The organism is Pseudoduganella sp. jia 9 (assembly GCF_055502615.1).
This window is the reverse complement of sequence record NZ_JBUPWE010000019.1, coordinates 101,707-126,184: the sequence shown is the minus strand read 5'-3', so window position 1 is coordinate 126,184 and position 24,478 is coordinate 101,707. Positions and strand designations below refer to the sequence as shown.

General features: G+C 65.5%; 13 protein-coding genes and 1 pseudogene. 5 read left to right on the top strand and 9 right to left on the bottom strand.

The features are described from left to right. Positions 1–123: 123 nt before the first annotated feature. Positions 124–1,713, bottom strand: a complete 1,590-nt coding sequence (locus ACY34H_RS24115; RefSeq protein ID WP_464980007.1) for a family 43 glycosylhydrolase — start codon at positions 1,711–1,713, stop codon at positions 124–126. Positions 1,714–1,745: 32 nt separating this feature from the next. Further along, positions 1,746–4,670, bottom strand: coding sequence for a TonB-dependent receptor (locus ACY34H_RS24110; RefSeq protein ID WP_464980006.1), 2,925 nt, complete (start codon positions 4,668–4,670; stop codon positions 1,746–1,748). Positions 4,671–5,110: 440 nt separating this feature from the next. On the opposite strand from ACY34H_RS24110, the gene ACY34H_RS24105 reads away from it, so the two are divergent. Beyond that, positions 5,111–5,908 (top strand): FRG domain-containing protein, encoded by a 798-nt coding sequence (locus tag ACY34H_RS24105; protein ID WP_464980005.1) that lies wholly within the window; start codon positions 5,111–5,113, stop codon positions 5,906–5,908. A 36-nt stretch (positions 5,909–5,944) separates the two neighbouring features. Here the strand turns inward: ACY34H_RS24105 and ACY34H_RS24100 are convergent, their stop codons facing one another. Further along, positions 5,945–6,640: an aquaporin gene (locus ACY34H_RS24100; RefSeq protein WP_464980004.1), complete on the bottom strand. Its 696-nt coding sequence runs from the start codon at positions 6,638–6,640 to the stop codon at positions 5,945–5,947. 290 nt (positions 6,641–6,930) lie between these two features. On the opposite strand from ACY34H_RS24100, the gene ACY34H_RS24095 reads away from it, so the two are divergent. Next, positions 6,931–7,485, top strand: coding sequence for a type II secretion system protein (locus ACY34H_RS24095; protein ID WP_464980003.1), 555 nt, complete (start codon positions 6,931–6,933; stop codon positions 7,483–7,485). A gap of 191 nt (positions 7,486–7,676) precedes the next feature. Here the strand turns inward: ACY34H_RS24095 and ACY34H_RS24090 are convergent, their stop codons facing one another. Beyond that, positions 7,677–10,688, bottom strand: a complete 3,012-nt coding sequence (locus ACY34H_RS24090; RefSeq protein ID WP_464980002.1) for a TonB-dependent receptor — start codon at positions 10,686–10,688, stop codon at positions 7,677–7,679. A gap of 228 nt (positions 10,689–10,916) precedes the next feature. After that, complete coding sequence (locus ACY34H_RS24085; protein ID WP_464980001.1) at positions 10,917–13,244, bottom strand: glycoside hydrolase family 31 protein; 2,328 nt, start codon at positions 13,242–13,244, stop codon at positions 10,917–10,919. Between the two features lie 238 nt (positions 13,245–13,482). Between ACY34H_RS24085 and ACY34H_RS24080 the strand changes: the two genes are divergently transcribed. Further along, entirely contained in the window at positions 13,483–15,921 is a 2,439-nt protein-coding gene (locus ACY34H_RS24080; protein WP_464980000.1) for a glycoside hydrolase family 2 TIM barrel-domain containing protein, read from the top strand. Positions 15,922–15,978: 57 nt separating this feature from the next. On the opposite strand, the gene ACY34H_RS24075 is transcribed toward ACY34H_RS24080, so the two are convergent. From ACY34H_RS24075 to ACY34H_RS24065, 3 genes and pseudogenes are all read right to left on the bottom strand, one after another. Further along, positions 15,979–17,307 carry an alpha/beta fold hydrolase gene (locus tag ACY34H_RS24075; RefSeq protein WP_464979999.1) on the bottom strand — a complete coding sequence of 443 codons (1,329 nt, stop codon included), beginning with the start codon at positions 17,305–17,307 and terminating at the stop codon, positions 15,979–15,981. 460 nt (positions 17,308–17,767) lie between these two features. Then, a complete protein-coding gene (locus tag ACY34H_RS24070) occupies positions 17,768–18,331 on the bottom strand; it encodes a hypothetical protein (RefSeq protein WP_464979998.1) in 564 nt (187 codons plus the stop codon). A 272-nt stretch (positions 18,332–18,603) separates the two neighbouring features. Further along, a pseudogene (locus ACY34H_RS24065) lies at positions 18,604–18,702 on the bottom strand (IS66 family transposase); the annotation flags it as partial. 135 nt (positions 18,703–18,837) lie between these two features. Between ACY34H_RS24065 and ACY34H_RS24060 the strand changes: the two are divergent. Next, the gene (locus ACY34H_RS24060; RefSeq protein ID WP_464979997.1) at positions 18,838–19,077 is read left to right on the top strand and encodes a hypothetical protein; all 240 of its coding nucleotides are present in this window, start codon (positions 18,838–18,840) and stop codon (positions 19,075–19,077) included. 161 nt (positions 19,078–19,238) lie between these two features. On the opposite strand, the gene ACY34H_RS24055 is transcribed toward ACY34H_RS24060, so the two are convergent. Then, positions 19,239–21,359, bottom strand: coding sequence for an acyltransferase family protein (locus tag ACY34H_RS24055; protein ID WP_464979996.1), 2,121 nt, complete (start codon positions 21,357–21,359; stop codon positions 19,239–19,241). A 381-nt stretch (positions 21,360–21,740) separates the two neighbouring features. On the opposite strand from ACY34H_RS24055, the gene ACY34H_RS24050 reads away from it, so the two are divergent. Next, the gene (locus ACY34H_RS24050) at positions 21,741–24,476 is read left to right on the top strand and encodes an exo-rhamnogalacturonan lyase family protein (RefSeq protein WP_464979995.1); all 2,736 of its coding nucleotides are present in this window, start codon (positions 21,741–21,743) and stop codon (positions 24,474–24,476) included. Positions 24,477–24,478 lie beyond the last annotated feature (2 nt).

Sequence of the window (24,478 nt, the reverse complement as noted above, 5' to 3'; positions counted from 1 at the left end):
GAAGCGGAAGGAAAAGCAACAGCCGGGTTCGTGTCACCGTACCTGCACGGCGATACGAACCCGGCTGTTGTCCGGCTGTTATGCGGCTGTTATCCGGCTGCTATCCGGCCGGCGCCGCGCGCGTCAGCCGAACGCGCGGTAGCGGAAGTTGCGGAAGCGGGCTTCGCCGGCGCCGGCCGCGTACAGCGCCGGTTTCAGCGACATGAAGCCGCCGCGCACGTTGTGGTGGTAGCCCGAGACCTCGTAGCCCCGCGGCCCGCGCGTCCAGGTCTTGCCGTCGCCGGACAGGTGGATGCTGACCACGTGCTTGCGGTTGCGGATGCGCAGGAACACGCGCCGGCCGTACGGGTTGGCCGGCTGGCCGTGTTCGGTGCCGTAGCGGTGCAGCACCAGGTTCTTCTCCTCGAAACCCATGCCGCAGTACAGCTTGTGGTCGTAGAACAGCAGCAGGCCGGCGCGCGTGCCGGGATCGACCTCGATCTCGCATTCCACTTCGTAGTCCTGGTCCGGCACCACGAACACCAGCGGCGACGAGTCGGATGGCATCTTGCCGCTGGCCTTCAGGTGCAGCGTGCCGCCGCGCCGGGCCAGCCGCTTCGACTCGTCCGGCGCCGGGTTGAAGAAGTTCCACTGGATGCCATACTTGTCGGCGGAAAAATCGTCGGACAACGGCATGCCGTGGCTGCCTGCAACGCCCTTGGCCGGCTTGCGGATCGGCTGCGACAGATCGCCGCCGCCGAAGTCCGGCCAGCCGTCGGCCGACCACGTGACCGGTGCCAGCAGGCATTGCCGGCCCAGCGTCCAGAAGCCGTTCTCGTAGCCGTGGTAGACGCTCCACCAGTCGCCGGCCGGGCCCTGCACCAGCGTGGCATGGCCGCGCGACCACCATTTCTCGGCCACGTCGACCGTGCGCACCAGCGGATTGCGGGGGTGGTGTTCCCACGGCCCGTCGATGGACTTCGAGCGGGCGGCGATCACCATGTGGCCGGTCGGCGGGCCGGAGGTGCCGCCGACGGCCAGGATCAGGTAGTAATAGCCGTTGTGGCGCAGTACCTTCGGGCCTTCCGGCGAGAACGCTTCCACTTCCCAGTCGTCCGGGTAGCGCCACGGTTCGTACACCTTTTCCGGCTTGCCGACCGTCGACAGGCCGTCGTCGGCCAGCCGCACGCGGTCCACGCCGGACAGGAACAGCCAGCGCGAGCCGTCTTCGCCCACGGCGTGGCCGGGGTCGATGTGGCGCGGCAGGTCCAGGTCGATCGGGTCGGACCACGGCCCTTCGATCCTGTCCGCCCAGATCACCCACGATGTCGTCTTCGACCCGGGCACCGCGGTTTTCTTGGTCGGGATGTACAGGTAGTAGCGGCCCTTGTGCTTGCACAGTTCCGGCGCCCACACGGAGCCGATATTGCGGTGCAGCGTGGCTGTCACCGGCCGCCAGTTCACCAGGTCCTTCGAATGCCAGATCACCAGTCCCGGATAGGCATCGAAGGTGGAGAACGTCATGTAGTAGTCGTCGCCGTCCTTCAGGATCGAGGGATCGGGGCGGTCGCCCGCCACGATCGGGTTGAGGAAGGTGCCGTTGCCCAGGTCGGGCTTGCGCTGGCCTTCGAAGCCGGTGCCCCAGGCGGGAGCGCCGGCACAGGCAGCGGCCGCCGCCGCGGAAGCCGGCGCGCCGGCCCCCAGCAGCAGCGAGCCGAGGCCCGCCGATTTCATTGCATCGCGTCGTGAAACCATCGTGGCCCCGTTCAGAACTTGTAGCGCACGCCGAGCAGGTACTCGCGGCCGGTCACGTTCAACACGTTCACGCTGTTGCGCGTGCTGCCCACATACTGGTCGCTCGACTCGTTGGTGAGGTTGACGCCTTCGAAGGTGAACTCCACCTTGTCGTTGAGCTTGTAGGACAGCGACAGGTCGACGTTGGTGGTCTCGTTCTTGCCCGCCACGTCGTTGTTGTTCTGCGCCGGCACGGTCTGCAGGTAGGCCGAACGGTAGGCGCCGGTCAGGCGGGCGCTGAACCGGCCGTCATCGTAGTACAGCGTGGTGTTCCACGATTTCGGCGACAGGTTCACCAGCTCGTTGCGCACGGTGCCGCTGTTGGCGGTGGTGGCCGAGATGATGTAGTCGATCTTCGACGACACCTTCGTGTAGTTGGCGATCAGGCCGAAGTTGCGGCCCCACGCCGGCAGGAAGGTGAACGGCTGCTGGTAGTTCAGTTCGAAGCCGCGCAGCTTGCCGCCCGGCGTGTTGCGGAAGCTGGTCACGTCGAACGACTCGGTGCCGGTGAAGTTCGCCGGCAGCAGCGACAGCGGCAGGCCGGTCTGGTTGTACGGCATCGATTCGCGCACGCCCTGCACGTAGCTGGCGATGTTCTTCTGGAACAGGCCCAGGCCCACGAAGGCCTTGCTCGGGAAGTAGTACTCGAACGAGGCATCGAAGGTCTTGGCGCGGAACGGTTCGAGCAGCGGGTTGCCGGACGAGATGCCCAGCGCGCCGACGGTGCTGACGGTGCCGCCCGGGTTCAGGTTGCCCAGCGGCGGACGCGACATGACCTTGGCCGCGGCCAGGCGCACCAGGAATTCCGGCGTCACGTTGGTGGCGACGTTGAAGGACGGCAGGAAGTCGTTGTACTCGTTTTCCACGGTGACCGGGGTGCCACCGCCGGAGGCGACATAGCCGGTGGCGGTCAGCTTGGTCTTCACGTAGCGGCCGCCGATATTGCCGCGCACGCCGTAGCCCCACAGTTCCGTATCGAAGTCGCCCTGCAGGTACACGCCGTTATCGCGCTCGGTGATGGCGCGGTTGTTGCCGCGTGCGCTGGTATTGGACAGCGAGGTCAGCGTGAAGTCGCCCGGGCCGCCGGCCGGGCCGGATTTCAGGCAGTTGCAGTAGGCGTCGTACGCCGCCGTGATGGCCTGGATGTTCGGCATGACCCAGCCGGTAGCGTTGCCAGCCGGCATGTCCTGGCCGGAGCCGAAGCCCGACAGCAGCGTCGTCAGGCCGGCGAGGTCGGTGCCTGCCGGCAGGCTGTAGATGGATTCGGCCGTGTTGGCGCGGCGGAATTCCCACGTGTTGAACTTGTAGCGCTTCAGGTTGACGCCGCCCTTGAACGTCCACGTGTCGGAGGCACGCCAGGCCAGGTCGGAGCTGAACACGTCGTTGGTGTTGTCCGTGCCCGCCGGGCGGATGCGGATCTCGCTCGGGAGAGCATTGGCCGCCGTGGTGGCGCCGTTCGCCACGCCGTAGATGCCCAGCACGCCGGGCTTGGTGACGTCGAACGGGTAGCTGATGACCGGCAGGCGGCCGTTGCGGAAGTCGACCGTATAGCCGTTGACGTTCGGCGCATCGAGCGTGACGGTGGTCTGGATCGGGTTCTCGAACTTCGATTTCGCGTGGCCCAGCGCAGCGGTCAGGCGCCAGTCCTCGTTGATCTGGTGCGACAGGTTCAGCGTCGGCTGGAAGAACTTGGTCTGCATCTCGTCGTAGCGCGACTCGGAGCGGATATCCACGCCGTTGAACACGCCATACGTCATGCGGCCCAGCGCATCGTATTCCACGTCGACGACCGAGGTCTGCGGCTTGCCGCCCGAGCTCAGGTTGCGCGAGAACGAGAAGCCTTCGATATAGTTTTCTTCACGGGTGGCATCGAGGTCGGCGTACAGCATGTCCAGCGACAGCCGGGTGCCGCGCTGCGGCTTCCATTCGAACGAGCCGGTGATGCCCAGGCGTTCCTGCTCGTGCACCATGCGGCCATAGCGGGGGAAGCGCGGATGGTAGTTGGCGGCGCTGCTGGCGGCATTGTAGGCGGCGATGTTTTCCGGCGTGCCGGGCAGGCGCTGCGACGTGGGGAAGCCCGGTGCGGTGGTGCCGCACGTGGTCGAGGTCGACGGACCGACGCCCATTGGCGCGCACCAGCCGCCCACCGACGGGCCGTTGTCCCAGCGGCCGGTGGAGAAGCCATCCTCATACAGGTTGCGCTTGCCCCAGGCTACCGAGACCAGGTAGCCCATCGTGTTGTTGTTGAAGGTATCCGAGAACATGAACGCGCCGCGCGGATCGGACTTCTCGGACAGGTCGTTGTAGCGGCCCTTCAGCATCGCGGTGGCGTTGAAGCCGCGCTTGGCCAGGTCGAACGGGCGCATCGTCTGCAGGTCGACCGTGGCGCCCAGCGAGCCTTCTTCCACTTCGGCGGAGGAGCTCTTGCGCACCGTCAGCGAGGAGAACAGCTCGGATGCGAAGACGTTGAAGTCGAAGCCGCGGCCACGGTTGGTGCCGCCGCTGTTGTCGCTGCCGCCGGTGGTGGCCAGCGCCTCGATGCCGTTGATGCGCACGCGGGTGAAGTCCTGGCCCAGGCCGCGCACGGTGATGCTGCGGCCTTCGCCGGCATCGCGGTCGATCGCCACGCCGGGCACGCGCTGCAGCGACTCGGCCAGGTTGGTATCGGGGAACTTGCCGATGTCCTCGGCCTTCACCACGTCGACAATGCTGTTTTCCGTGCGCTTGGCGTTGAGCGCGCTTTCCAGCGACGCGCGCAGGCCGGTCACGACGACGGTCTGCGTTTCAGCCTGTGCGGCGGCGCTGTCCTGTGCCTGTGCATTGGCCGTGGCATGGCTCATTGCCATGACAGCGGCGGCGATGGCGGTCAGTTTCAATGCGGTTCTGCTGCTGTGCATCCAAGTCTCCTGTTCAAATTTTTCTTTCGGGTCTCTACGCCTGATTCTTTGCATGCTGCGTGCACCCGCGAAGGATGCGTGCGGGACAATCATCGAGGAGCTTGTTCGCTTATACAAATAATTAAAACGTATGAGGAACTGGGAAAACGATAACCTTCACAGCAATTGCTGCTAACTTCGCGCATTATGGTGGTAAATATTGCAACGGTTCGTCGGCAAAATTTGTCGGTAGCGAATATTTGGTCGGGCCAGCTTCGATTCTGTCAGACCAGTGACGTGTTTTTGCAACGAGTGGTCAGGCCAGCTTGGCTTGCTTGCAATGTGAAAGCTGCATTTCTTGATCGATCGGTGAGCGTTTCCGGCCTTTCGATCACCGTCTGTCCGCGGCGCGAAAGGAGGCTGCGATACACTCGCCGCTACCTGTCATTTCCCGCATCGCCATGGAAGAAATTACCGTCGCCACCTGGAATGAATTCGTTGCACTCGGCACACGCCTGGACGGCTGGGCTTTCCGCGGCCAGCAGGACGCACGCTGGCCATTGCTGACGTCGCTGTCGCGCTACCTGCATGCCTACGTGCCGGACCAGTCGAGCTGGCGGCTGCGCGAGGAGAGGGCGATCCGCATCTTCCGCCGCAAGGCCCATAACTATCTCGACAATCCGGCAGTGCTGGACAACGCGCTGCGCTGCCTGGCGCTGATGCAGCACCATGGCGCGCCAACGCGCCTGCTCGATTTCACCAAGTCGCCGTTCGTGGCCGTGTTCTTCGCCCTGGAACGCGCCACGGTGGATGCGGCGATCTATGCGCTGAACACGCCGCGGCTGTGGAGCGCGGCGCCGCGCCGCCAGCCGGCGATGGACCGCAATGCCATCGATCCGCGGCTGTCCGGCAATTTCGCCCGGCTGTTCCTCCCCAATACCAATGCCATCATCTGGACCGGCGAGCCGACCGAGATGGACCGCCGCCTGGTGGCGCAGTCGGGCACGCTGGTGGTGCCGGGCATGCTCGACAAGCCGCTCGACGAGATCCTGCACCACTATGCGGACAACGCCACGCTGCTGAAGAAGATCATGCTGCCGATCGGCATGCGCGAGGAAGCGATGAAGGCGCTGTACCGGATGAACATCACCAATGCCACGCTGTTCCCCGACCTCGATGGCCTGGCGCGATCGATCGGCATGGAACTGGAGATGGAGTGGCCGGGCGTGACCGGCAGCGGCGTCCACGGCGACATCTGACGGCACAACACCTGTCATCGGTTTCGCCTTGCGCTTTCATCGCTGGCTTCCGCGCCTTCCGACGACGTTTGCGCCGCGCGCCGCGCCGTGGAGCCAGGTGAAGATGGCCGTGGCGGCGCCGGCGCCGGCCAGCTGCGCCAGCACGAAGGCCGGTGCGTCGGCCAGGCGCAGCGCGCCGGCTTCGCCGATTGCCCTGGCCAGCGTCAGCGCGGGGTTCATGAAGGCCGAGGACGAGCTGAACCAGGAGGCCGCCATCACGTAGGCGGACACGGCGAACGGCGCCGCGACCGGGCGGGCCCGGCCGCAGCCGATGAACACGCACAGCAGGCCGAAGGTGGCGACGAACTCGCCAAGCCACCGGCCCGTGCCGCCGCCGCCCGCGGCCCGGGGAAGCGCCGTCAGGTCCAGCCCGTACATGCCGTGCACGGCGGCCACGCCGGCCAGGGCGCCGGCCGCCTGCGCCACGATGTAGGGCGCCACGTGGTCGCGCCGCAAGTTGCCGCGCCACGCTTCCGACAGTGTCAGTACCGGATTGAACAGGCCGCCGGAGATGGCGCCGAATGCGAGGATCAGCACCGCCAGCCCGGTGGCGCCGACCAGCGCGCTGACCAGCAGCGCCATCGCGGCGTCGCCCGCCGCCAGCCGCCGGGCGGCAATGGCGGCGCCGCCGCCGATTGCCAGCAGCAGTGCGGTGCCGATGAATTCGGCCGCCAGACGCTTTGCGATAGCCATGACCAGACGTTGCCGAAGCAGACATTGAAAGTGCGTACTCTAGGGCACAGCCTGGTGCGGTGCTATGAGCGCCGGGGTATATACAGTATCTGGCTACGGTATTTGCTACGGCGTCTGGCCGCGGCGCGGAAACGCCACTGTCGCGAACGACCGCAAGTGTTTCTTAAATGTTGAATGTCGGAAAAAAAACTGCCGGAGGAGATACCGTTCGGGTGGATGAGCGATTAAAATCTACAGTATTGCCTCAAGCCAACACCAGGTCTTCCCTGCAAATGAACGACCGATAAGCAATGCCGCGAGAACGCGCCTTCGGCCGCATCGCCGAACGGGCAGTCGCATGGACTATCACCTGTTATTTCCCGGAAATCATCATGCATCTTTCGCAGTTCCGTACCGCGCGGAGCCAGGGCGGCTTCACCCTGATCGAGCTGATCGTCGTCATCGTTATCCTGGGCATCCTTTCCGCAACGGCGCTACCCAAGTTCGTCAGCATGGGCAGCGATGCCCGCCGGGCGACCGTCAACGCGGCGCGCGGCTCGCTGGCGGCGGTCAGTGCGATGGCCCATGGCCAGTCCCTGCTCAGGAGTTCACCGACTGCTCCCGTCAGCATGGAAGGGGTCAGCGTTGCCATGGTTCTAGGCTACCCCTCGTCCGCCGCAACCACCGCGACCGCGGCCGGCCTCGGTGCCGACGAATGGACCGTCACGGTCAACGGCCGGGACCTGATCGTTTCGCCGAAGAGCGCCACCACCGTGGCGACGTGCAAGGTCACATATTCCGAAGCCGTTGCTGACGGCACGGTGATTACCCCTGCCAAGCTGGTGGTCGTGGATAGCGGCTGCTGATCGCCGGCGGCATGCTGATGCCGCGCGGCGACGTTGCCTCGCGCGCAGGCCGCCCGATTTCATGCGCTGGCAAAAACCGGGGTCGGTCCCCTTGAAATGCCGGCGACTGCGGCGGGAGTCATTACTTACCGGGGACAGACCCCTGTGACGCCGCCGCCATCTGCGACCTCTGTTGGCTGCCGTGCCCCGGGTCAGAACTTGTAGTTCGCCCCCAGCACGAACGAGCGGCCCGAATGCACGTACAGCAGCGTATCGTTGCGCACCGAGTCGCGGCCGTAGCGCAGCGCTTCGTCCGTCAGGTTCTGGCCTTCGATGGACAGGCGCAGGTTCGGCGTCACGTTGTACGACAGGCTGAAGTCGATGTTCGTCATGCCGTTGACGCGCGTGTAGTCGTGGCCGTTGATGTCGCCCAGCACCGCCTGGATGTAGCTGGAGCGGTGCGCGGCCGATACGCGGGCGCTGAACTTCGGATCGTCGTAGTACAGCGTGATGTTGTGGGCGCGCGGCGACAGGCCGGTGAAGTCGGCGGTGTCGCCGATGAATTCACTGGCCGCCGTGGCGGGATTGTCTGGCCGCACGATGTAGTTGATCTTCGACTTCACGCGCGTGTAGTTCGCCAGCAGGCCGAAATTCTTGCCGATGCCGGGCAGGAAATTGAACGGCGCCTGCAGGTTGAATTCCAGGCCGTTCAGCGGGCCGCCCGGGGTGTTGAACTTGCGGTTCACCACCACCGTGGTATCGGGCAGTACGCCGCAGGCGGGCAGGCCGCCGGTGATCGAGCAGCCGCCCTCGGTCAGCAGTTCGTTCGGCAGGCCGAGCGACGAATACACTTCACGCTGCTGCACGTTCTGGATGAAGGACTTGATCTCCTTGCGGAAGAAGCCCAGCGAGATCATGGCGTTCTTGTCGTAGTACCACTCGGCCTGCAGGTCGTACGTGCGGGCGCGGATCGGATCGAGCTGCGCATTGCCCACGGTGACGGTCTGGAACTGGTGGTTGACGCTGGCCGTCGGGCGCAGGTCGCCGTATTCCGGGCGCGCCAGCGTCTTGCCCGCCGAGAAGCGCAGGAACACGTCTTTCGGCAGCTGCGCCGTCAGGTTCAGCGCCGGCAGCCAGTCGCGGTATTTCTTCACCACCGTGATCGGCTGCAGCTGGCCGCCGATCGTCTGCAGCGTCATCGAGGTGGACTTCGTGTCCACGCCGCGCACGCCGGCATTGCCGCGCCAGCCGATGCCCCACAGGTCGTAGTTGAAGTCCAGCATGCCGTAGGCGGCATCGATGTCCTCGGTAATGCGTGTCACGCCAGGCGTGGCGGTGTTGAACAGCGAGCCCGGCACTTCGGCGCAGTGGCACTCGATATTGTGCACGGCCAGCAGCTTGTTCAGGTCCACCGCCGCCCACGACGCCGGCACGCCGCTGCCGCCCAGGCCGCGGCCGAAGCCGCCGATCTGGCGCGAGATGTCGCCCATGCCCACGCCGGCCGGCAGGGCCAGGCCGCCATCCGAGCCGTTGCCCACTTCGTACAGGCCGTAGGCGTTCTTGCGGGCGGACAGGCCGGTGCGCAGCGTCAGCCGGTCGTTCGCTTCCCATGCCAGGTTGACGGCCGTGGTCTTGAGCTTGTTGTCGGACTGCAGGTAGCGGCCGAAGAACTGGCCGTGCCAGGTGCCGTTCGGCTCCGTGCGGGCAAAGGTGAAGCTGTTCGGATCGGCCACGTCGATGCCGTAGTTCAGGGTCGGCACGTTGCGGTTCTGGCGGAAGTCGAACGAGAAGCCGTTGACGTTCGGCGCGTCGAACATCACGGTCGCGCGCATCGGGTTGTCCAGGTTCGTGTTCGACATGCCGTGCAGGAAGTCGACCTTCAGCGTGTCGCTGATGCGGTGGCTGGCCGACAGCACGTTCTGGCGGAACTTGGTTTCGTACACGTCCATCAGCCCTTCGGTGCGCACGTCCACGCCGTTGAAGCGGCCGTAGGTCCAGCTGCCCTTGTCGTCGAACTCCGCTTCCAGGATCGAGGTCTGCGGCTTGCCGTTCGCCGCCGCCAGGCTGCGCCCGAACGAGATCGCGCCGATGTAGTTGTCGTAGCGCGTGTTGCTGAACTTGCCGTACATCAGGTCCAGGTTGACGTCGGTGCCCGGCGCCGGGCGCCACTGGAAGGAACTGGTGATGCCGGTGCGCTCGTAGTCGGTCTGCGAGCGGCGGTAGCGCGGGATGCGCGGCGCGAAGGCGCCCGAGCCGGCCAGCGGGGCGGCGACCGTGCCGCCGAAATTGTCGGTCTTGCCCATCACCTCGGCATATTCGGCCGGGTTGCTGGTGCGCGGTACACCGGCGCCGCAGTTGGCCGCGTCCACGCCCTTGACGGCATCGTTGCCGGGCACCTGCGGCGCCACGCCGGCCGGCGAGCAGAAGCCGCCGTCGAAGCTGGCCGGGTACAGGTCCACCGCCTCGTAGCCTTCCTCGACCGCGCGGCGCTTCGAGTGCGCCGCCGAGATCAGCGCGCCGACCTTGCCGAAGCGGGTGTCCCAGCGGTCCGACACCAGGCCGGTAAGGCGCGGCTGGGTCTTGCGCGACACCGAGTTCCACGATTCCTGCACGCCGAAGCTGATGGTGCGGCCCTTGAAGTCGAACGGGCGGCCGGTGCGCAGGTCGACGGTGGCGCCCAGCGAACCTTCCTCGACCGCCGCTTCGGAAGTTTTACGGACTTCCAGGCTGTTGAACAGTTCCGAAGCGAACACGGAAAAGTCGAAGCCGCGGCCGCGGTTGGAATTGCCGTTGATGTCCGAGGCGCCCGTCATCGACATGCCTTCGATGCCGTTGATGCGTACCCGCGTAAAACCGGCATTCAGGCCGCGCACGGTGATCTGCCGGCCTTCGCCGCCTTCGCCGCGCGCCAGCGACACGCCGGGCACGCGCTGCAGCGACTCGGCCAGGTTCGCATCGGGGAACTTGGCGATATCCTCGGCCTTGATCACGTCCAGGATGCCGTCGGAATTCTTCTTGGCGTTCAGCGCGCTGTCCAGGCTGGCGCGGAAGCCGGTCACGGTCACCACGGTCGGCGCTTCGGTGTTTGCGCTTGCGGCCGCGGGCGCCTGCTGGGCGGCGGCGGACGATGCCAGCGCGGCGGCGGCCAGCGCCAGCGCGGTCAGCCGGATCTCGCGGCGCTTGCCGGTCGATGTACCGGTCGATGTATCGGTCGATGTTTTCATGCCTCTCCTGTTATATGTTGTCGCTGCTTGTTGCGGGCAGGGGGCATCATATGAAAGCAGGGCAGGCAATCAGTTAGCAGATAAGCAAATAATCACATTGTTGAATGGTGGGGCGCCGCGAGGGTGTCAAAAAGCCACGTTATGCCAAACCGGTATTGATCGGGCAAGAAATGGAATACCTGCACGGCCGCCCCGGCTGTTAGTCTTGGCGGTCTTTCGCCAGCGCGGTCAGCGGCAGCGCGGCATCTTCACGCTGATGGCGGTTCGCTCCGCCACTACCTTGACGCCCTTGTCGCTGCCGTCCGGCCCGCACCGCACGACGAACGCCTGCCGCACGTCCAGTCCGGGGAAGGCGCCCCGCCACGGCGCGATCGTCAGCTGTCCGCCAGCCTGGTCCCAGGTGAAGCGGCGCACGGCCGATTCGCCGCGCGTATAGCCGTCGCCGTCGCCGGCATCGTCATACAGCTCGTAACCGGCATCCTGCCCGGGATAGATGCGCAACTCGATTGGTTCATCGCTCTTCTGGCCGGCATGCTGCACCACGGGGCCGAGCGGGAGGATGCTGCCGGCGCGCACGAACAGCGGGATCGTGTCGATGCCGGCCTTCGCCGCGATGATCTTGCCGGCCTCGTGCCGCTGGCCGCTCCAGAAATCGAACCATGCGCCGGTGCCGGGCAGGTAGACGGTGCGTACGTCCGCCTTCGCGGCCGTGACGGGCGCCACCATCAGCGCCTTGCCGAACATGTACTGGTCCGGAATCGTCACCGCCTGCGCATCCTGGCGGAAATCCATCACGAGTGCGCGCATCATCGTGCCGTGCCGGTGCGTCACGTCGGCCGAAGCGGTATAGATGTAGGGCAGCAGCCGGTAGCGCAGCTCCGTGTACTTGCGCAGGATCTTCTGGGTCGCAGCGTCGAACTGCCAGATCTCCTTGCCGGCGCCGGTACCATGCACGCGGAACATCGGGTTGAAGGCGCCGAACTGGTACCACCGCGTATACAGCTCCGCGTATGCCGGATCGGTGGGCTTGCCGCCGAAGAATCCGCCGATATCGGCCGACCAGTACGGAATGCCGCTGAGCGTGAAGTTCAGCGCCGCCGGGATGTGGGCGCGAAAGACGTCCCACGTCGCGGCGGTATCGCCGGACCATGTGATGGCGGCATTGCGCTGCTGGCCGCTGTAGGCCGAGCGCGTGAGGATGAACGGGCGCTTGCCGGGCGCATCCCTGCGCGATCCTTCGTAGACACCGGTGGTGTGCAGCAGCGGATAGGCGTTGACCACATCGGCGCCGGGTCCGGCCGCCGTGCGCACGTCGCGCATCTCGCCCCAGTTGCCGCCCAGTTCGGCCTCGCTGCCATCGAGCCACCAGCCATCCCAGCCGTGCCGGCCCAGCGTGCGGCCGATCTGCTCCCAGTAGGTCTTGCGGCCGGCCGGCGCGTAGGCGTCGTACCAGCGGCCCTGTCCCGCGGGATAGACGTTGTCGTAGGTCTTCGGGAACAGGGCGCCGGCCCGTTCCAGTTCGGCGGCGTTGCCCGTGCCGGGGTCGAAGCGCGGCCATACCGATACGATGGCATGGATGTTCTGCGCGTGCAGCGCGTCCAGCATGCCTTTCGGATCGGGGAAGCGTGCGGTGTCCAGTTCGTGCGAGCCCCATTGGCCCGGCAGCCAGTACTGCCAGTCCTGCACCACCGCGTCGAGCGGCACGTTCATCTTCCGGTAGCGCGCCGCGATGCCGAGCAGTTCGGCCTGGTCCTTGTAGCGCTCCTTCGATTGCCACAGGCCCCAGGTCCAGCGTGCCATCATCGGTGCGCGCCCGGTCAGTTCGCGATAGCCCGCCACGACATCGTCGATCTCGGGGCCGTAGATGAAGTGGTAGTCGACCCCGCCGCCCGCCTCGGAGCGGAATTCAAGCGGGTGGTGCGGCGTGGCGGGCAGGCCCGCACCGACGTCGGTGACCGATGCGTTGTTCCACAACAGCCCGAAACCTTTCGCCGATACCAGCATCGGCACCGCGACATCGCGGTTCGCCTGCTGCAGATGCACCGTGTTGCCGGTGTAGTCGAACAGGCCGTTCAGGTGCTGGCCCAGGCCGAACACGGGGCCCTGCAATGCGAAGCCCTGGCCGATTCCAGACCCGGGCGCCGCGCGGCGGCTGCCGGCCAGCTCGTTCAGGATCGTGCCACCCTTCGCATCGTGGAAGCTGACGGCGCCGCTGGCCTTGTCGACACGCACCTGCAATGACGGCGTCGCCAGCGCGTGATAGGCGGCGGTTTCCGATAGGCGCCAGTCGACGCGCGCCGGCCCGGCGATGACGGCGGGGTTGTAATTGCCCTGCCAGGCCGGGTCGCGGCCGGCCAGCACGTGGATGACGCGCTCGCTCCAGGGTTCGATGCGCAGCGTTCCCTGGGCGGTCGTGACGAGCAGGCCGTGTGCCGTCCGGCTCGCCGACAGCGCAGCGCCATCGGACGCCGGGGCCGCCATGGCGGTGGCTCGCATGGGAAAGGCGATGGCCAATGCAAATGCCAGTGTGCCGGTGCGACGTGTAAAGTCCCGCATCGTTTGTCTCCTGATGTTGTTATCGCAATCATTGAAGCTTATCCGGTGCATGCCGGGAAGGCGTCGGGAAGGCCGGTGGGCGAATAATCATCGGATTGACGATTGCGTCACCGGGGCCGCGGGAGCAGGCCCGCGCTATGCCAACACGGCATTCTTCAGACGGAAAATGGAATAGCTGGAGCGATTGCCTGTCTGTTACGATTTAAAGATTTTCATCGAAACCCAAGGACCTGACCGAATGAATCCGCTGCCGATCGCGCCACGCCTGTTGCCTTTTTCCCTCGCGCTGTCGCTGGCGCTGCTGTCCGGCCAGGCCGCCGCAGAACGGCGCAGCCTCGCGCAGGACTGGCTGTTCCAGAAGGGCGAAGCGGTGGGCGCCGACAAGCCGGCATTCGACGACGGTGGCTGGCGCAAGGTCGCGGTGCCGCATGACTTCTCCATCATGGACAAGCCGGACGGCACGCCGCCGTTCGATGCGAAGGCGGTCGGCGGCCAGGATTCCGGCTACCTGCCGGGCGGGCAGGGCTGGTACAGGAAGCATCTGGTGCTCGCGGCCGGCGATGCCGCGCGCGTGCTGCGGCTGAACTTCGAGGCCGTCTACATGGATGCCGACATCTGGTTCAACGGCGAGCACGCGGGCAGGCACCGCTACGGCTACACGGCCTTCACGCTGGACCTGACCGGCAAGGCGAAAGCGGGCGACAACGTGATCACGGTGCGCGTCAACCACGTCGATCCATCGTCGCGCTGGTATGCGGGATCGGGACTGATCCGGCCGGTCACGCTCGACCTGCTGGACCCGGTGCATGTGGCGCCGGACAGCGTGTTCGCCAGCACCCGCAGCGCGTCGCTTGAGAAGGGCGAGGTCGACGTGCAGGCATCGGTGAACAACCGGGCCGCGGCCGCCGCGAAGGTCGAGCTGCTGTCGACACTGGTGGCGCAGGACGGCAGCACGGCGGCGCAGGATCGCCGCGTGCTGACCGTTCCCGCGCGCGGCAAGGCCGACATCGCGCATCGCTTCGCGGTGGCGCAGCCGAAACTGTGGTCGCCCGATGCGCCGAACCTGTACACGCTGGTGCAGGAAGTGCGAGTGAACGGCGTCTTGCGCGACACGCGCCGCACCCGCTTCGGCATCCGCACGGTAACGGTGGACGCGGAGAATGGCCTGCGCATCAACGGCAGACAGTATGTGCTCAAGGGCGGCAACATCCACCACGACAACTACATGCTGGGCGCCGCCGGTTTTGCCGATGCGGACAAGCGCAAGGTGGCACTGATGAAGGATGCCGGCTACAACGCCATCCGCAGCGCGCACAATCCGGCCAGCCAGGCCACGCTGGAAGCGGCCGACGAGCTGGGCATGCTGGTGATCGACGAGGCGTTCGACATGTGGCGCAAGTCGAAGCGCGATGCCGACTACGCGCGCTTCTTCGAGGACAACTGGAAGCGGGATATCGACAGCCTGGTCGTCAGCGGGCGGAATCACCCGAGCGTGATCTTCTGGAGCGTGGGCAACGAGATCCCCGAGCAGGCGTCGCCGGAAGGGGCGCGCACCACCCGCGAACTGGGCGCGCGCATCCGCCAGCTCGACCCCACGCGGCCGATCACGCAGGGCGTCAACGTCGACAGCCCGGCCAACGCGCCGATCTTCGCCGAGATGGACGTGGCGGGCTACAACTACCGTGTCCACCTGTTCGGCAGCGACCATGCGACGCACCCGAAGCGGGTGATGTACACGTCCGAATCGACGTCGAAGGATGCGTTCCGCTACTGGGACCCGGTCGGCACGATGCCGTGGGTGATCGGCGACTTCGTGTGGACGTCGGTCGACTACATCGGCGAGACCGGCATCGGCTGGATGGGCTATTCGAAGGACTGGAAGGAACTCGGCAAATACCCGTGGCACCTGGCCTACTGCGGCGAGATCGACGCCACGGGCCGCAAGCGCCCCGCGGCCTACTACCGCCAGGTCATCTGGAAATCCGGCATCGACCCTGTGGCCGCGTTCGTCGAGCAGCCAGCCGGCACCGAGGACCTGCCGGACCGCGAATACTTCAAGGAACATCCGGAGCTGGACTGGTCGCTGCACGACCTGCACCAGAGCTGGACGTGGAAGGGGCAGGAGGGCAAGCCGCTCAAGGTGGCGGTCTACTCCGAGCACCCGGAAGTGGAGCTGTTCCTGAACGGGCGCAGCCTGGGGCGCAAGACCGTCGGGCGGCAAACCGAATACCAGGCCCTGTATTCCGTGCCGTATGAGGCGGGGCGGCTGGTGGCCGTCGGCTACCGCGACGGCAAGGCGGCGGACCGCTGGGAGCTGCGCACCGCCGGCGCACCGGCGGCCGTGAAACTGTCGGCGGACCGCCGCCAGGTGCGCGCCAACGGCGAGGACCTCGTGTACGTCAGCGCCGAACTGGTCGATGCGGATGGCGTGCCGGTGTATGCGCGCGATGGCGATCGCAGGTTCAAGGTCAGCGTCAGGGGCGCCGGCACGCTGGCCGGGGCGGGCAATGGCAATCCGATGGATGCCTCGAGCCTGCAGTCGGGTGAGCGGACCACGTTCCACGGGCGTCTGGTTGCCGTCGTGCGGGCAGGGACGGAGGCCGGGCCGATCTTCGTCGAGTTTGCCGGAGAAGGGTTGCCGGTGCAGCGTGTGCGGGTGGATGCGGCGAGCCTGTAGAAACGACAGGGGGATGGGGGCGTTGGCCCGCACCTGCCACCCGCCATCCGCCATGCATCAGAAACCGGTGAAGGTGTCGGTTTCCCAGGCCGTTTCCGCAGCCGGGTACACGGCGACGCCGGCACCGCCCAGAGCGCTCGCCGCACCGGGCGCGGAAATATCGCCCTTGATGAAGGCGTCGATCAGGCGCACCGTTTCAAGCGGACGCGCGACCGGGAAGCCGTGGTCGAAGCCCTGGTCCGGATTGATCATCACGGCGGTCACATTGGCGCCCGCGCGCTTGAGGTCGTATTTCGACGTGGCGGTGTAGTTGTCGTAGATGACCTGGTCGCCGCGCCAGGCGGCAAGATCGGTGATGGCCTTCACCAGCATGGCACGCTTGCCGTTGAACAGCGTGCCCAGCCGGCCGTCGCCGGGGATGGTGACGACGCTGCCGTCGGCGTTGGGTGCGGGCTTGACCACGTTGACGGGCGAGACATTGAATCTGTGCGAGTAGTACAGCGATTCCGGCATGTACTGGATCGTAAAGCCGTCGAGCAGCGAATTGCCGTAGCTCGGCGAAGCGCGGAACGCGGGATCGGTGACGGCCGCGGGGGTAAAGGCCTTGCTGATGTCGTACTTCAGCACGTCGTTGTAGACGACCGCATCCCAGGTGGCCTGCACGTTGGCGTAGGTGCGCTGGTCGCCCTGCCACGAGCGCTGCTGGAACTCGGTGCCGGCCAGCCCCGCGGCATCGTTGGCGACGGTGACCCAATCGCCGTTCGCCCATGAATGGCCGGCCGTGTCGGTGCCGGCCTGGGCCGCATTGAAGCCGACACGGACGCCGCGCGTTCCTATCCCCGCCAGGCTGACGACATTGGCATACCGCCCCGGGTTGGCGATGACCATCTCCAGCGCGGTGCCGAAACCCATCGAGTAGCCGACCAGCGTGACGCCGGAGGCCGGGAAGTTGCTGATCCTGTTCATCACCTTCTCGAAGTCGGCGGCGAAATCCTTCAGCGCCCCGATCTTCCTGTTGTAGCTCGACTTGCCGCTGCCGCGGTAATCGAAGGTGTAGACGGTATAGGCGTCGTTGAGCGCATCGATGGAACGGAAGAAGCCCATCATGCCGTCGAAGGCGGCGCCCGACGTGTTATTGCCGGGTATGAGGACGATGACCTTCGGGCCGTGGCCGGCCTTGCGGACATAAATGCTCTCCTTCGTATCGCCGGCGGCCGCGCCGTCGATGATGATGGCGCCCTCGCCGATGGTGGCGATGGCGTCGGCATTGACACCTGGGGCGCCGGGCACGCCCTGGTCGCCTTTGTCGCCGTCGCCCCCGCAGCCTGCAAGACCGATCGCGAGGGGCAGCAAAAGCCGTGGAATGATGCGCCTGGTCTGCAGCATGTGTCCCTCACTGGTTTAGTGGCTTTCAGGGTGCCGGTCCCGTCGCAGGAAGGCGCTGGATAACGATAGCACGACGGGGGAAGGAAAGGGGATTGATGCGGATGCTCCATGCGCGGCCGAATGCCGGCCGTGGACAGTGCGAACCGGCTGCCGGCTGTAACCATACAATTCGATCGGGCCGGCCTTCGAAGCAAGTGTCGTCCCAGCGCCGTCTTGAGGCCGTTGGCAAGAAGCGAGATGATGCTTGCCGCACTGTTGGGAAGCGGAGTTCAGCCCGGCCATGTTGATACCTCGCGGCAGAGCGATGAACTATCGCGCTGTCTTTTCTTGCACGCTTGAGTGCGGACGCGGCAACGGCCGGCGTCAATGACATGCCAAGCCCTTGCCGGACAGGCCCCCTGCTGGACATGCAGTCTAATACGATCTAAAACAAACTTGTACGGTCTAATACGATCTCGAATCAGCGAAATGCTGGGTGAATGAGAACGAAATCGCCTCCACCACGGGAACTCTGGACTGTTTTAGACCGCCCGGCACTGTATTTCTGGACCGTTTTATACAGTTCCGTTCTCGCGTTGGACTGTTTTCGCGGCAAATCGCTGGAGCGGTCCCTGCAGTTATCGGCACGAACCCAGGCTTCCTCGCCGGGAAAGCGCAGCCAGACGAAGCGCCATGCATTCCGTCCGGTCGTGTGCCGGTTGGCGAACAGCGATGGCGTCAATGCCGCGCCGTCGTCCGCAATAATGCGGTCACCGCATACCTTGGCAAACTCGACGGAACTGTCGCGACTGGTCCTCAGTATCGTACCGTCCGGCAGGAACAGTGTTTTCCATTGAAAACCGCGCAACGTCGATCCACCGCTCCGCACTGCCAACCGCTCAGTATCCCTGGACATCCAGCGCTTGACTAGCTCCACTATGAATTCCTCGGGTTTCACGCCAGGGCGGGTATCCAGCAGGTGGAGTTCCAGTTCCGGGTATTCCAGCACGGGAAAACCCACCGCCTTTTTCGCTTCATAATGCATGGCTCGGTCCTTTCGAAAATGGTCTAAACGTTGGGCCGTCAACTGGAGATACAGTTTGTTTTAGGCCGCCGTTACCTGGACTTGGATCAAATTCGACTTTCTTTTAGATGAGATTCAGGCCGGCATCGCCGAAAAAAGACCGAAATAGACTGTTGCAGCCCAAATTAGACCGGATTAGATCGCGAGGGAAAACGGGGGAACTGCGTCATGCGTCTTCCGGCAACCTTCACCATCGAATGCGTTTGAATCCGCTTGACGCCAATCGGGGTTCACCCAAGCTTCAGGCGTAAGCGTCGTCCCAGCGCGACGCCACGTAGTGCGCGTTCGGCGGCCGAGTTGTCGAGCTCGATCCGGCCATCGTCGGCTAGACGGTGCAAGCTCGACGCTTACGTCTAACGCGCGATCGCCATCGCAACAAGCTGCTATGCTGCCGAGCAGAGCTGGGTGTTGAGACAAGCGGCCGTCATCGGCGTCGACGCCCATGCGCCAACAATGAAAGAGTGTGAATGAGTACCGCAGAAAAAACGATGATTGCCGAGTTGGCGTTTGAACTCGGCAAGGTGACAAGACACGCAATCGACAGCTCGGACGTCAAGGGCAATCCTGTCGAACTGGCGAGGATCGCAAATGACTTGCTGGAGGCGGGACATGGGAAAGTTGCCAGCGACCTGCTCATGCTGTTTGTGGCGGGTTTCGAGGAGGGCGATCCTCCCGAACGGCGCACTGACCCGGAGAGCCGTGCGTAGGGTCTCGGCCGATCTTGCGTCCGGGATCCGGCGCAAGCCGCAGCGCGATGCCGGCAACTCGCGTTTCTTCGAGGACGGCCGGCGTCGCGACATCGACAGCCTGGTCGTCAGGCTGTTCCGGCCGGACAGGTCAAGTCCCACACCCGGCCTGCGCCGCAGGCTTACTCGGCCAGCACCGCCTTGTCCAGGAACGTGGCCTTTTCACGCACGTAAAACGGGCGCATGTGCGCCCCATCCATGAAATAGGGACGGCCGTCTTCCGATACCGCGTTGCATGAGGTTCCTTTGCACAGGCTCGGGAGCGGATCGATCACCGTGGCGCCATGCCGTGCCGCCATCTCGACCAGCCGGGCGCGCGCCCTGGCATTCGTTTGCACGAATTCGCTGATGTCGACCGTGGGCGAGCCTTCCCGCCGGGTCAGGGAGGTCCAGCGCGAGCCGATGAGCATGCTTTTTGGCGAGAAGTTCTCGTTCTTGGGAGAGCTCAGCAAAATGTAGACGTGTTTGGTCTTGGCCAGCTCCGCCACGCGCGCTTCCAGTCCGGCGAAGGCCGCGTCGATCCCCTCGGACGTATCGAGCAGCCGCGACGTGTTCCCGACACGGTACGCCACGCGAGGATTGAAGTGGCTCAGATCGCGATCCCAGTCACCGCCAATGACGACCTTGCGCACATCGGCGCGTTGTGCGATCCGCCAGGCCTGCCGGTTGACCTCGGCGCAGGCTGGATGAGTGTGTGCAGCGACATAGAAGAGGTCGGGCATGGTCGGACAGCCCGGGCCAGTGGCAAAAATCACCGAGTGGTGCTGGCTGGACGTCGTGGACATCAGCTGTTCGATACGGGCGCCGTAATGCTCGACCAGCGAATCGCCGATGAACACCGTGTAGCCCGGGGCGTTGCCTGCGCGGGTGAAGAAATTTGGGCCAGTCGCGGATAATTTTGCAAAACTCCTCGGCGGAAAATCACGGTCGAACTGGGCTTCCAGCAAGGTGCCGACGTCGCGCGCGTCGCTTCTCGCGCCGAGATAGCCCCAGCAAGCCGCCAGTCCCACCGCACAGCAGCCGGCAATTGCCGAATACAGGTACACAAGCTGTCGGCGGTCCTTCGTCGGCGTCAAGCGCGGTTTGGAACGGCGCAGTCTTTTCTCGACGAATTGATATGTTCCTGCCGCCAGCAGCATTGCCAGCGCAATCAGTCCGAAGCGAAGTTCCTTGGACATTTCGCCTTGCAGAATCCGGCCGAAGGCAAGCAAAGGCCAGTGCCACAGATAAAGGGGATAACTGATGAGGCCAATGGAAACCATCAGCCGGTTGCCCAGGACGAAACGGTTGATGAGGGCATGCGGGCCAGCCGCGATCACGAGTATTGCCCCGCCAACCGGCACCAGAGCCCACCAGCCCGGGAAGGCGTGCGACTTGTCCAGCATGTAGATCGCCCCGGCCAGCGCGATTGTGCCGGCCAGGGAAGCGACATTGCGCGCCAGCGCGGCTGCAGTGGTGCCGGCATATGTCCCGCCGATATTGCGGCCCGCGTGGGTAACGGTGAAGTACGCCAGCCCCGCGCCTGCCAGCAATTCCCAGAATCGCGTAAACGACAGGAAAAACACGGCGTCCGCATGCGTGTCGATGGCGGCAACATTGACGCCGAATGAGACGGATCCAAGAGCGGCGCACACTGCCAGCAGCGGCCAGCGCCTGCGCCATGCGGCCCACAGCAGGATCGGCCAGACGATGTAGAACTGTTCCTCGACGCCGAGCGACCACAGATGCAGCAAGGGCTTCAGGTCGGCGGCGCTGTCGAAGTAGCCGGTCTCCAGCCACAACGCGATATTGGCGACAAATGCAGCGCCTGAAGCAATGTGCTTGCCCAGCGTGGAGAACTCGTCAGGGGTCAGCACGTACCAGCCGAACAGTCCCACCGGAAGCAGCATGGTGACCAGGGCCGGGAATATCCGGCGCGCGCGGCGCGCGTAGAAATCGGCGAAGGTAAAGCTTCCATTCGCGAGGCTGGTGAACAGGATGGAAGAAATCAGGAAACCGGAAATGACAAAGAAAATATCGACACCCACATAGCCGCCGGCCAGCCATCGGGGGAACGCATGGAACAGCACCACTGCCATCACGGCCAGCGCGCGCAATCCGTCGATATCGCGTCGATATGGCAGGTGTGGCGAGCCGGCACCAGCGGCCTTTGTACCTCGGGTGCTGCCGACATGGGCCTCGGGCAGCCGTTGCGCGTGCTCCGGATCCCTGACTGGCACCAGATCCTTCTCTATGATTGTCATCAAAAGCCTCTCTCGATACTTTCACTTAGCAAGTAAGTATTGCCTGTGGTAAATTTAATACTATAAATGGCAATTTAACCAAGAAGTGACTATTTCTTCAGACCTTTGGTATGTGATGTTTATTTGACACATCAAAGAACGCGGCTGTGCCGACAGGGTGCAGGTAGCGCGCGGCTGGGACGAGGGACGCGAGGCGCATGACTGCCTTGGAGGGACAGGCAATTTCGTGGCCACCTCAGTGGCATGCCCGCTGATCAATACCTTGAGCATTTCCGCCAGCCGATGGACACCGGCTGAGCGGAACCTTACCATCTCCGAACACTAATATATTAGCGCGGCGCTCCGGACGGTATCCCCGGCAGCCGCGCGCACCGGAGACCCATGTCCACCTGTCCCACCTCGCGCAGGCGCTTCCTGCAATCGGCCGCGGCCGCATCCGTACTGAGCACGCTGCCCGGCCTGTCGGCCGCCGTCACCGCGAACACCGGCGCCAAAGCCAGGCCCGTATCGGGCACCGCGCTGCGCTGGCTCGATGGCCAGGCGCCGGCCCGGTTCGAGGGCGCCACGCTGGGCGTGCCCTGGCCGCGCGGCACGCTGCGGCTGCCGGCCGGCAAGCGGCTGGCGTTTGCATTGGGCGGCAACGGTCCGGCGGTGCAGTCCTGGCCGCTGGCGTACTGGCCGGACGGCTCGCTGAAGTGGACGGCACACGCCGTGGCTGGCGGTACGCCGGCCGAGGGCTGGGACCTGAAGGCGGGCGCTTCCGCCAATGGCAATGTCGCGGTGCGCCAGGCGGCGGATCAGGTGGTGGTTACGGCCGGCGACGTCGTGTGGACGGTGCCGGCCCAGGGCGAGCACCTGGTCGCCAGCGCCGTGCGCGCGGGCCGGCTCACCTTGCAGCACCTGAAACTGGTGGCGCTGCGCCAGGACGGCCCGGAGCCGGAACAAGCCGGCAGCGTCGCGCGGCAGCCGTTCACCAGCAAGGTCACGAAGGTGACGGTCGAGCAGACCGGCCCGGTGCGCGCCGTGCTGAAGCTCGACGGCCTGCACACCGGCGGCGGGCGCGACTGGCTGCCGTTCTCGGTGCGCCTGTATTTCTACGCCGGTTCGGACAGCGTGCGCATCGTCCATTCGTTCATCTATGACGGCACGCCGGAGCGCGATTTCATCCGCGGCCTGGGCGTGACGGCGCAGGTGCCGATGAGCGACCCGACCCACGACCGCCATGTGCGCTTCGCCGGCGAGGGCGTGGGCATCTGGGGCGAGGCGGTGCGGCCGGTGACCGGCTTGCGTCGCGATCCCGGCCAGGCATACAGGGATGCGCAGGTGGCCGGCCGCGCGCTGCCGCCGCTGGCCGGCATGGCGAAGCCCGTGCAGGATGGCCTGCAATGGATTCCCGAGTGGGGCGATTTCTCGCTGGCGCAGTTGTCGCCGGACGGCTTTACACTGAAGAAGCGTACCAAGGCGGGGCGCGCCTGGATCGATTCCAATGCCGGCACGCGCTCGAAGGGACTGGTGTATGCCGGCGGCGCCTCCGGCGGCGTCGTGCTGGGCCTGAAGGATTTCTGGCAGCGCGCGCCGGTGCAGCTGGATGTGCGCAATGCCGCCACGCCGATGGCCGACGTCACGGCCTGGCTCTGGTCGCCGTCCGCGCCGGCAATGGACATGCGCTCCTACCGCGGCGAGGATGGCATGGACACGCACCAGGAGCAGATCGCCGGCCTGAACATCACGTACGAGGATTACGAGGCGGGCTGGGATGCCGCCACCGGCGTGGCGCGCACCTCGGAGCTGCAGCTGTGGGTGACCGGCGGCACGCCGTCGCACGAGACCCTGTCGGCGATGGCCGAACAGGCCGCCAACCCGGCGCGGCTGGTCCTGGCCCCCGAACGCATCCACCAGTGCGGCGTGTTCGGCGACTGGGACCCGGTCGATACCGGCACGCCGGCGCGCAAGCTGATCGAGGACCGCCTCGCGCTGCAGCTGGACCAGTACCTGCGCGAGACGCAGCAGCACCGCTGGTACGGCTTCTGGTCGTATGGCGACGTGATGCACTCGTACGACGCCGACCGCCACATGTGGCGCTACGACATCGGCGGCTATGCGTGGGACAACTCGGAACTGTCGACCGACCTGTGGCTGTGGTACAGCTACCTGCGCACCGGCCGCGCCGACATCTTCCGCTACGCCGAGGCGATGACGCGGCACACGGGCGAGGTGGACGTGTATCACCTCGGCCGCTTCAAGGGCTTCGGCACGCGGCACGGCGTGCAGCACTGGTCGGATTCGTCGAAGCAGCCGCGCGTGTCGAATGCCGCCTACCGGCGCATCTATTATTTTCTCACCGCCGACGAGCGGGTGGGCGACCTGATGCGCGAGCTGCTCGATTCCGACGCCGATCTCGCCAAGGTCGACATCTCGCGCAAGCTGCCGAAAAAGGACGGGGCGCCGCAAAGCGAATTCATCAACGCGTCGTTCGGCACCGTGTGGGGTTCGCTGATCGCGGCCTGGCTGGCCGAGTGGGAGCGCAGCGGCGACACGAAGTGGCGCGACAAGATCGTCAACGGCATGCGCAGCATCGCCGCGCTGAAGCGGCAGTGGTTCGCCGCTGGCGCGCCGTACGACCACCGTACCGGGAAGTTCCACGGGCCGGGCGACAAGGCCAGCTTCTCGAACCTGAACGGCGTGTTCGGCGTGGTGGAAATGAATTCCGAGCTGCTGACCCTGGTCGACGAACCGGCCTACAGGAAGGCATGGCTGCAGTACTGCCGTACCTACAATGCGCCGAAGGAGGAAATCGTCGCGCTGCTGGGCCGCGATCCGGGCGGTCGCGGCATGGGCGACACCAATTCGAAGATGACCGCCTACGCGGCTTACCACGAACGCGACCGGGCGCTGGCGCTGCGCGCCTGGCGCGAGTTTTTCCAGTCGACCTGGCTGAAGCCGGAAGGCAGCCGCACGCGCCGCGTCGACGGCCCGGCCGTGCTGCGCCCGCTCGTCGAACTGGCCAATATCGGCACCAACGGCTCGGCGCAGTGGGGCCTGGCCGCCATCCAGCACATGGCGCTGGGCGGCGCCACGCTGGACGATGCCGCCCGCGCCGCCGGACTGATTCCCTAACT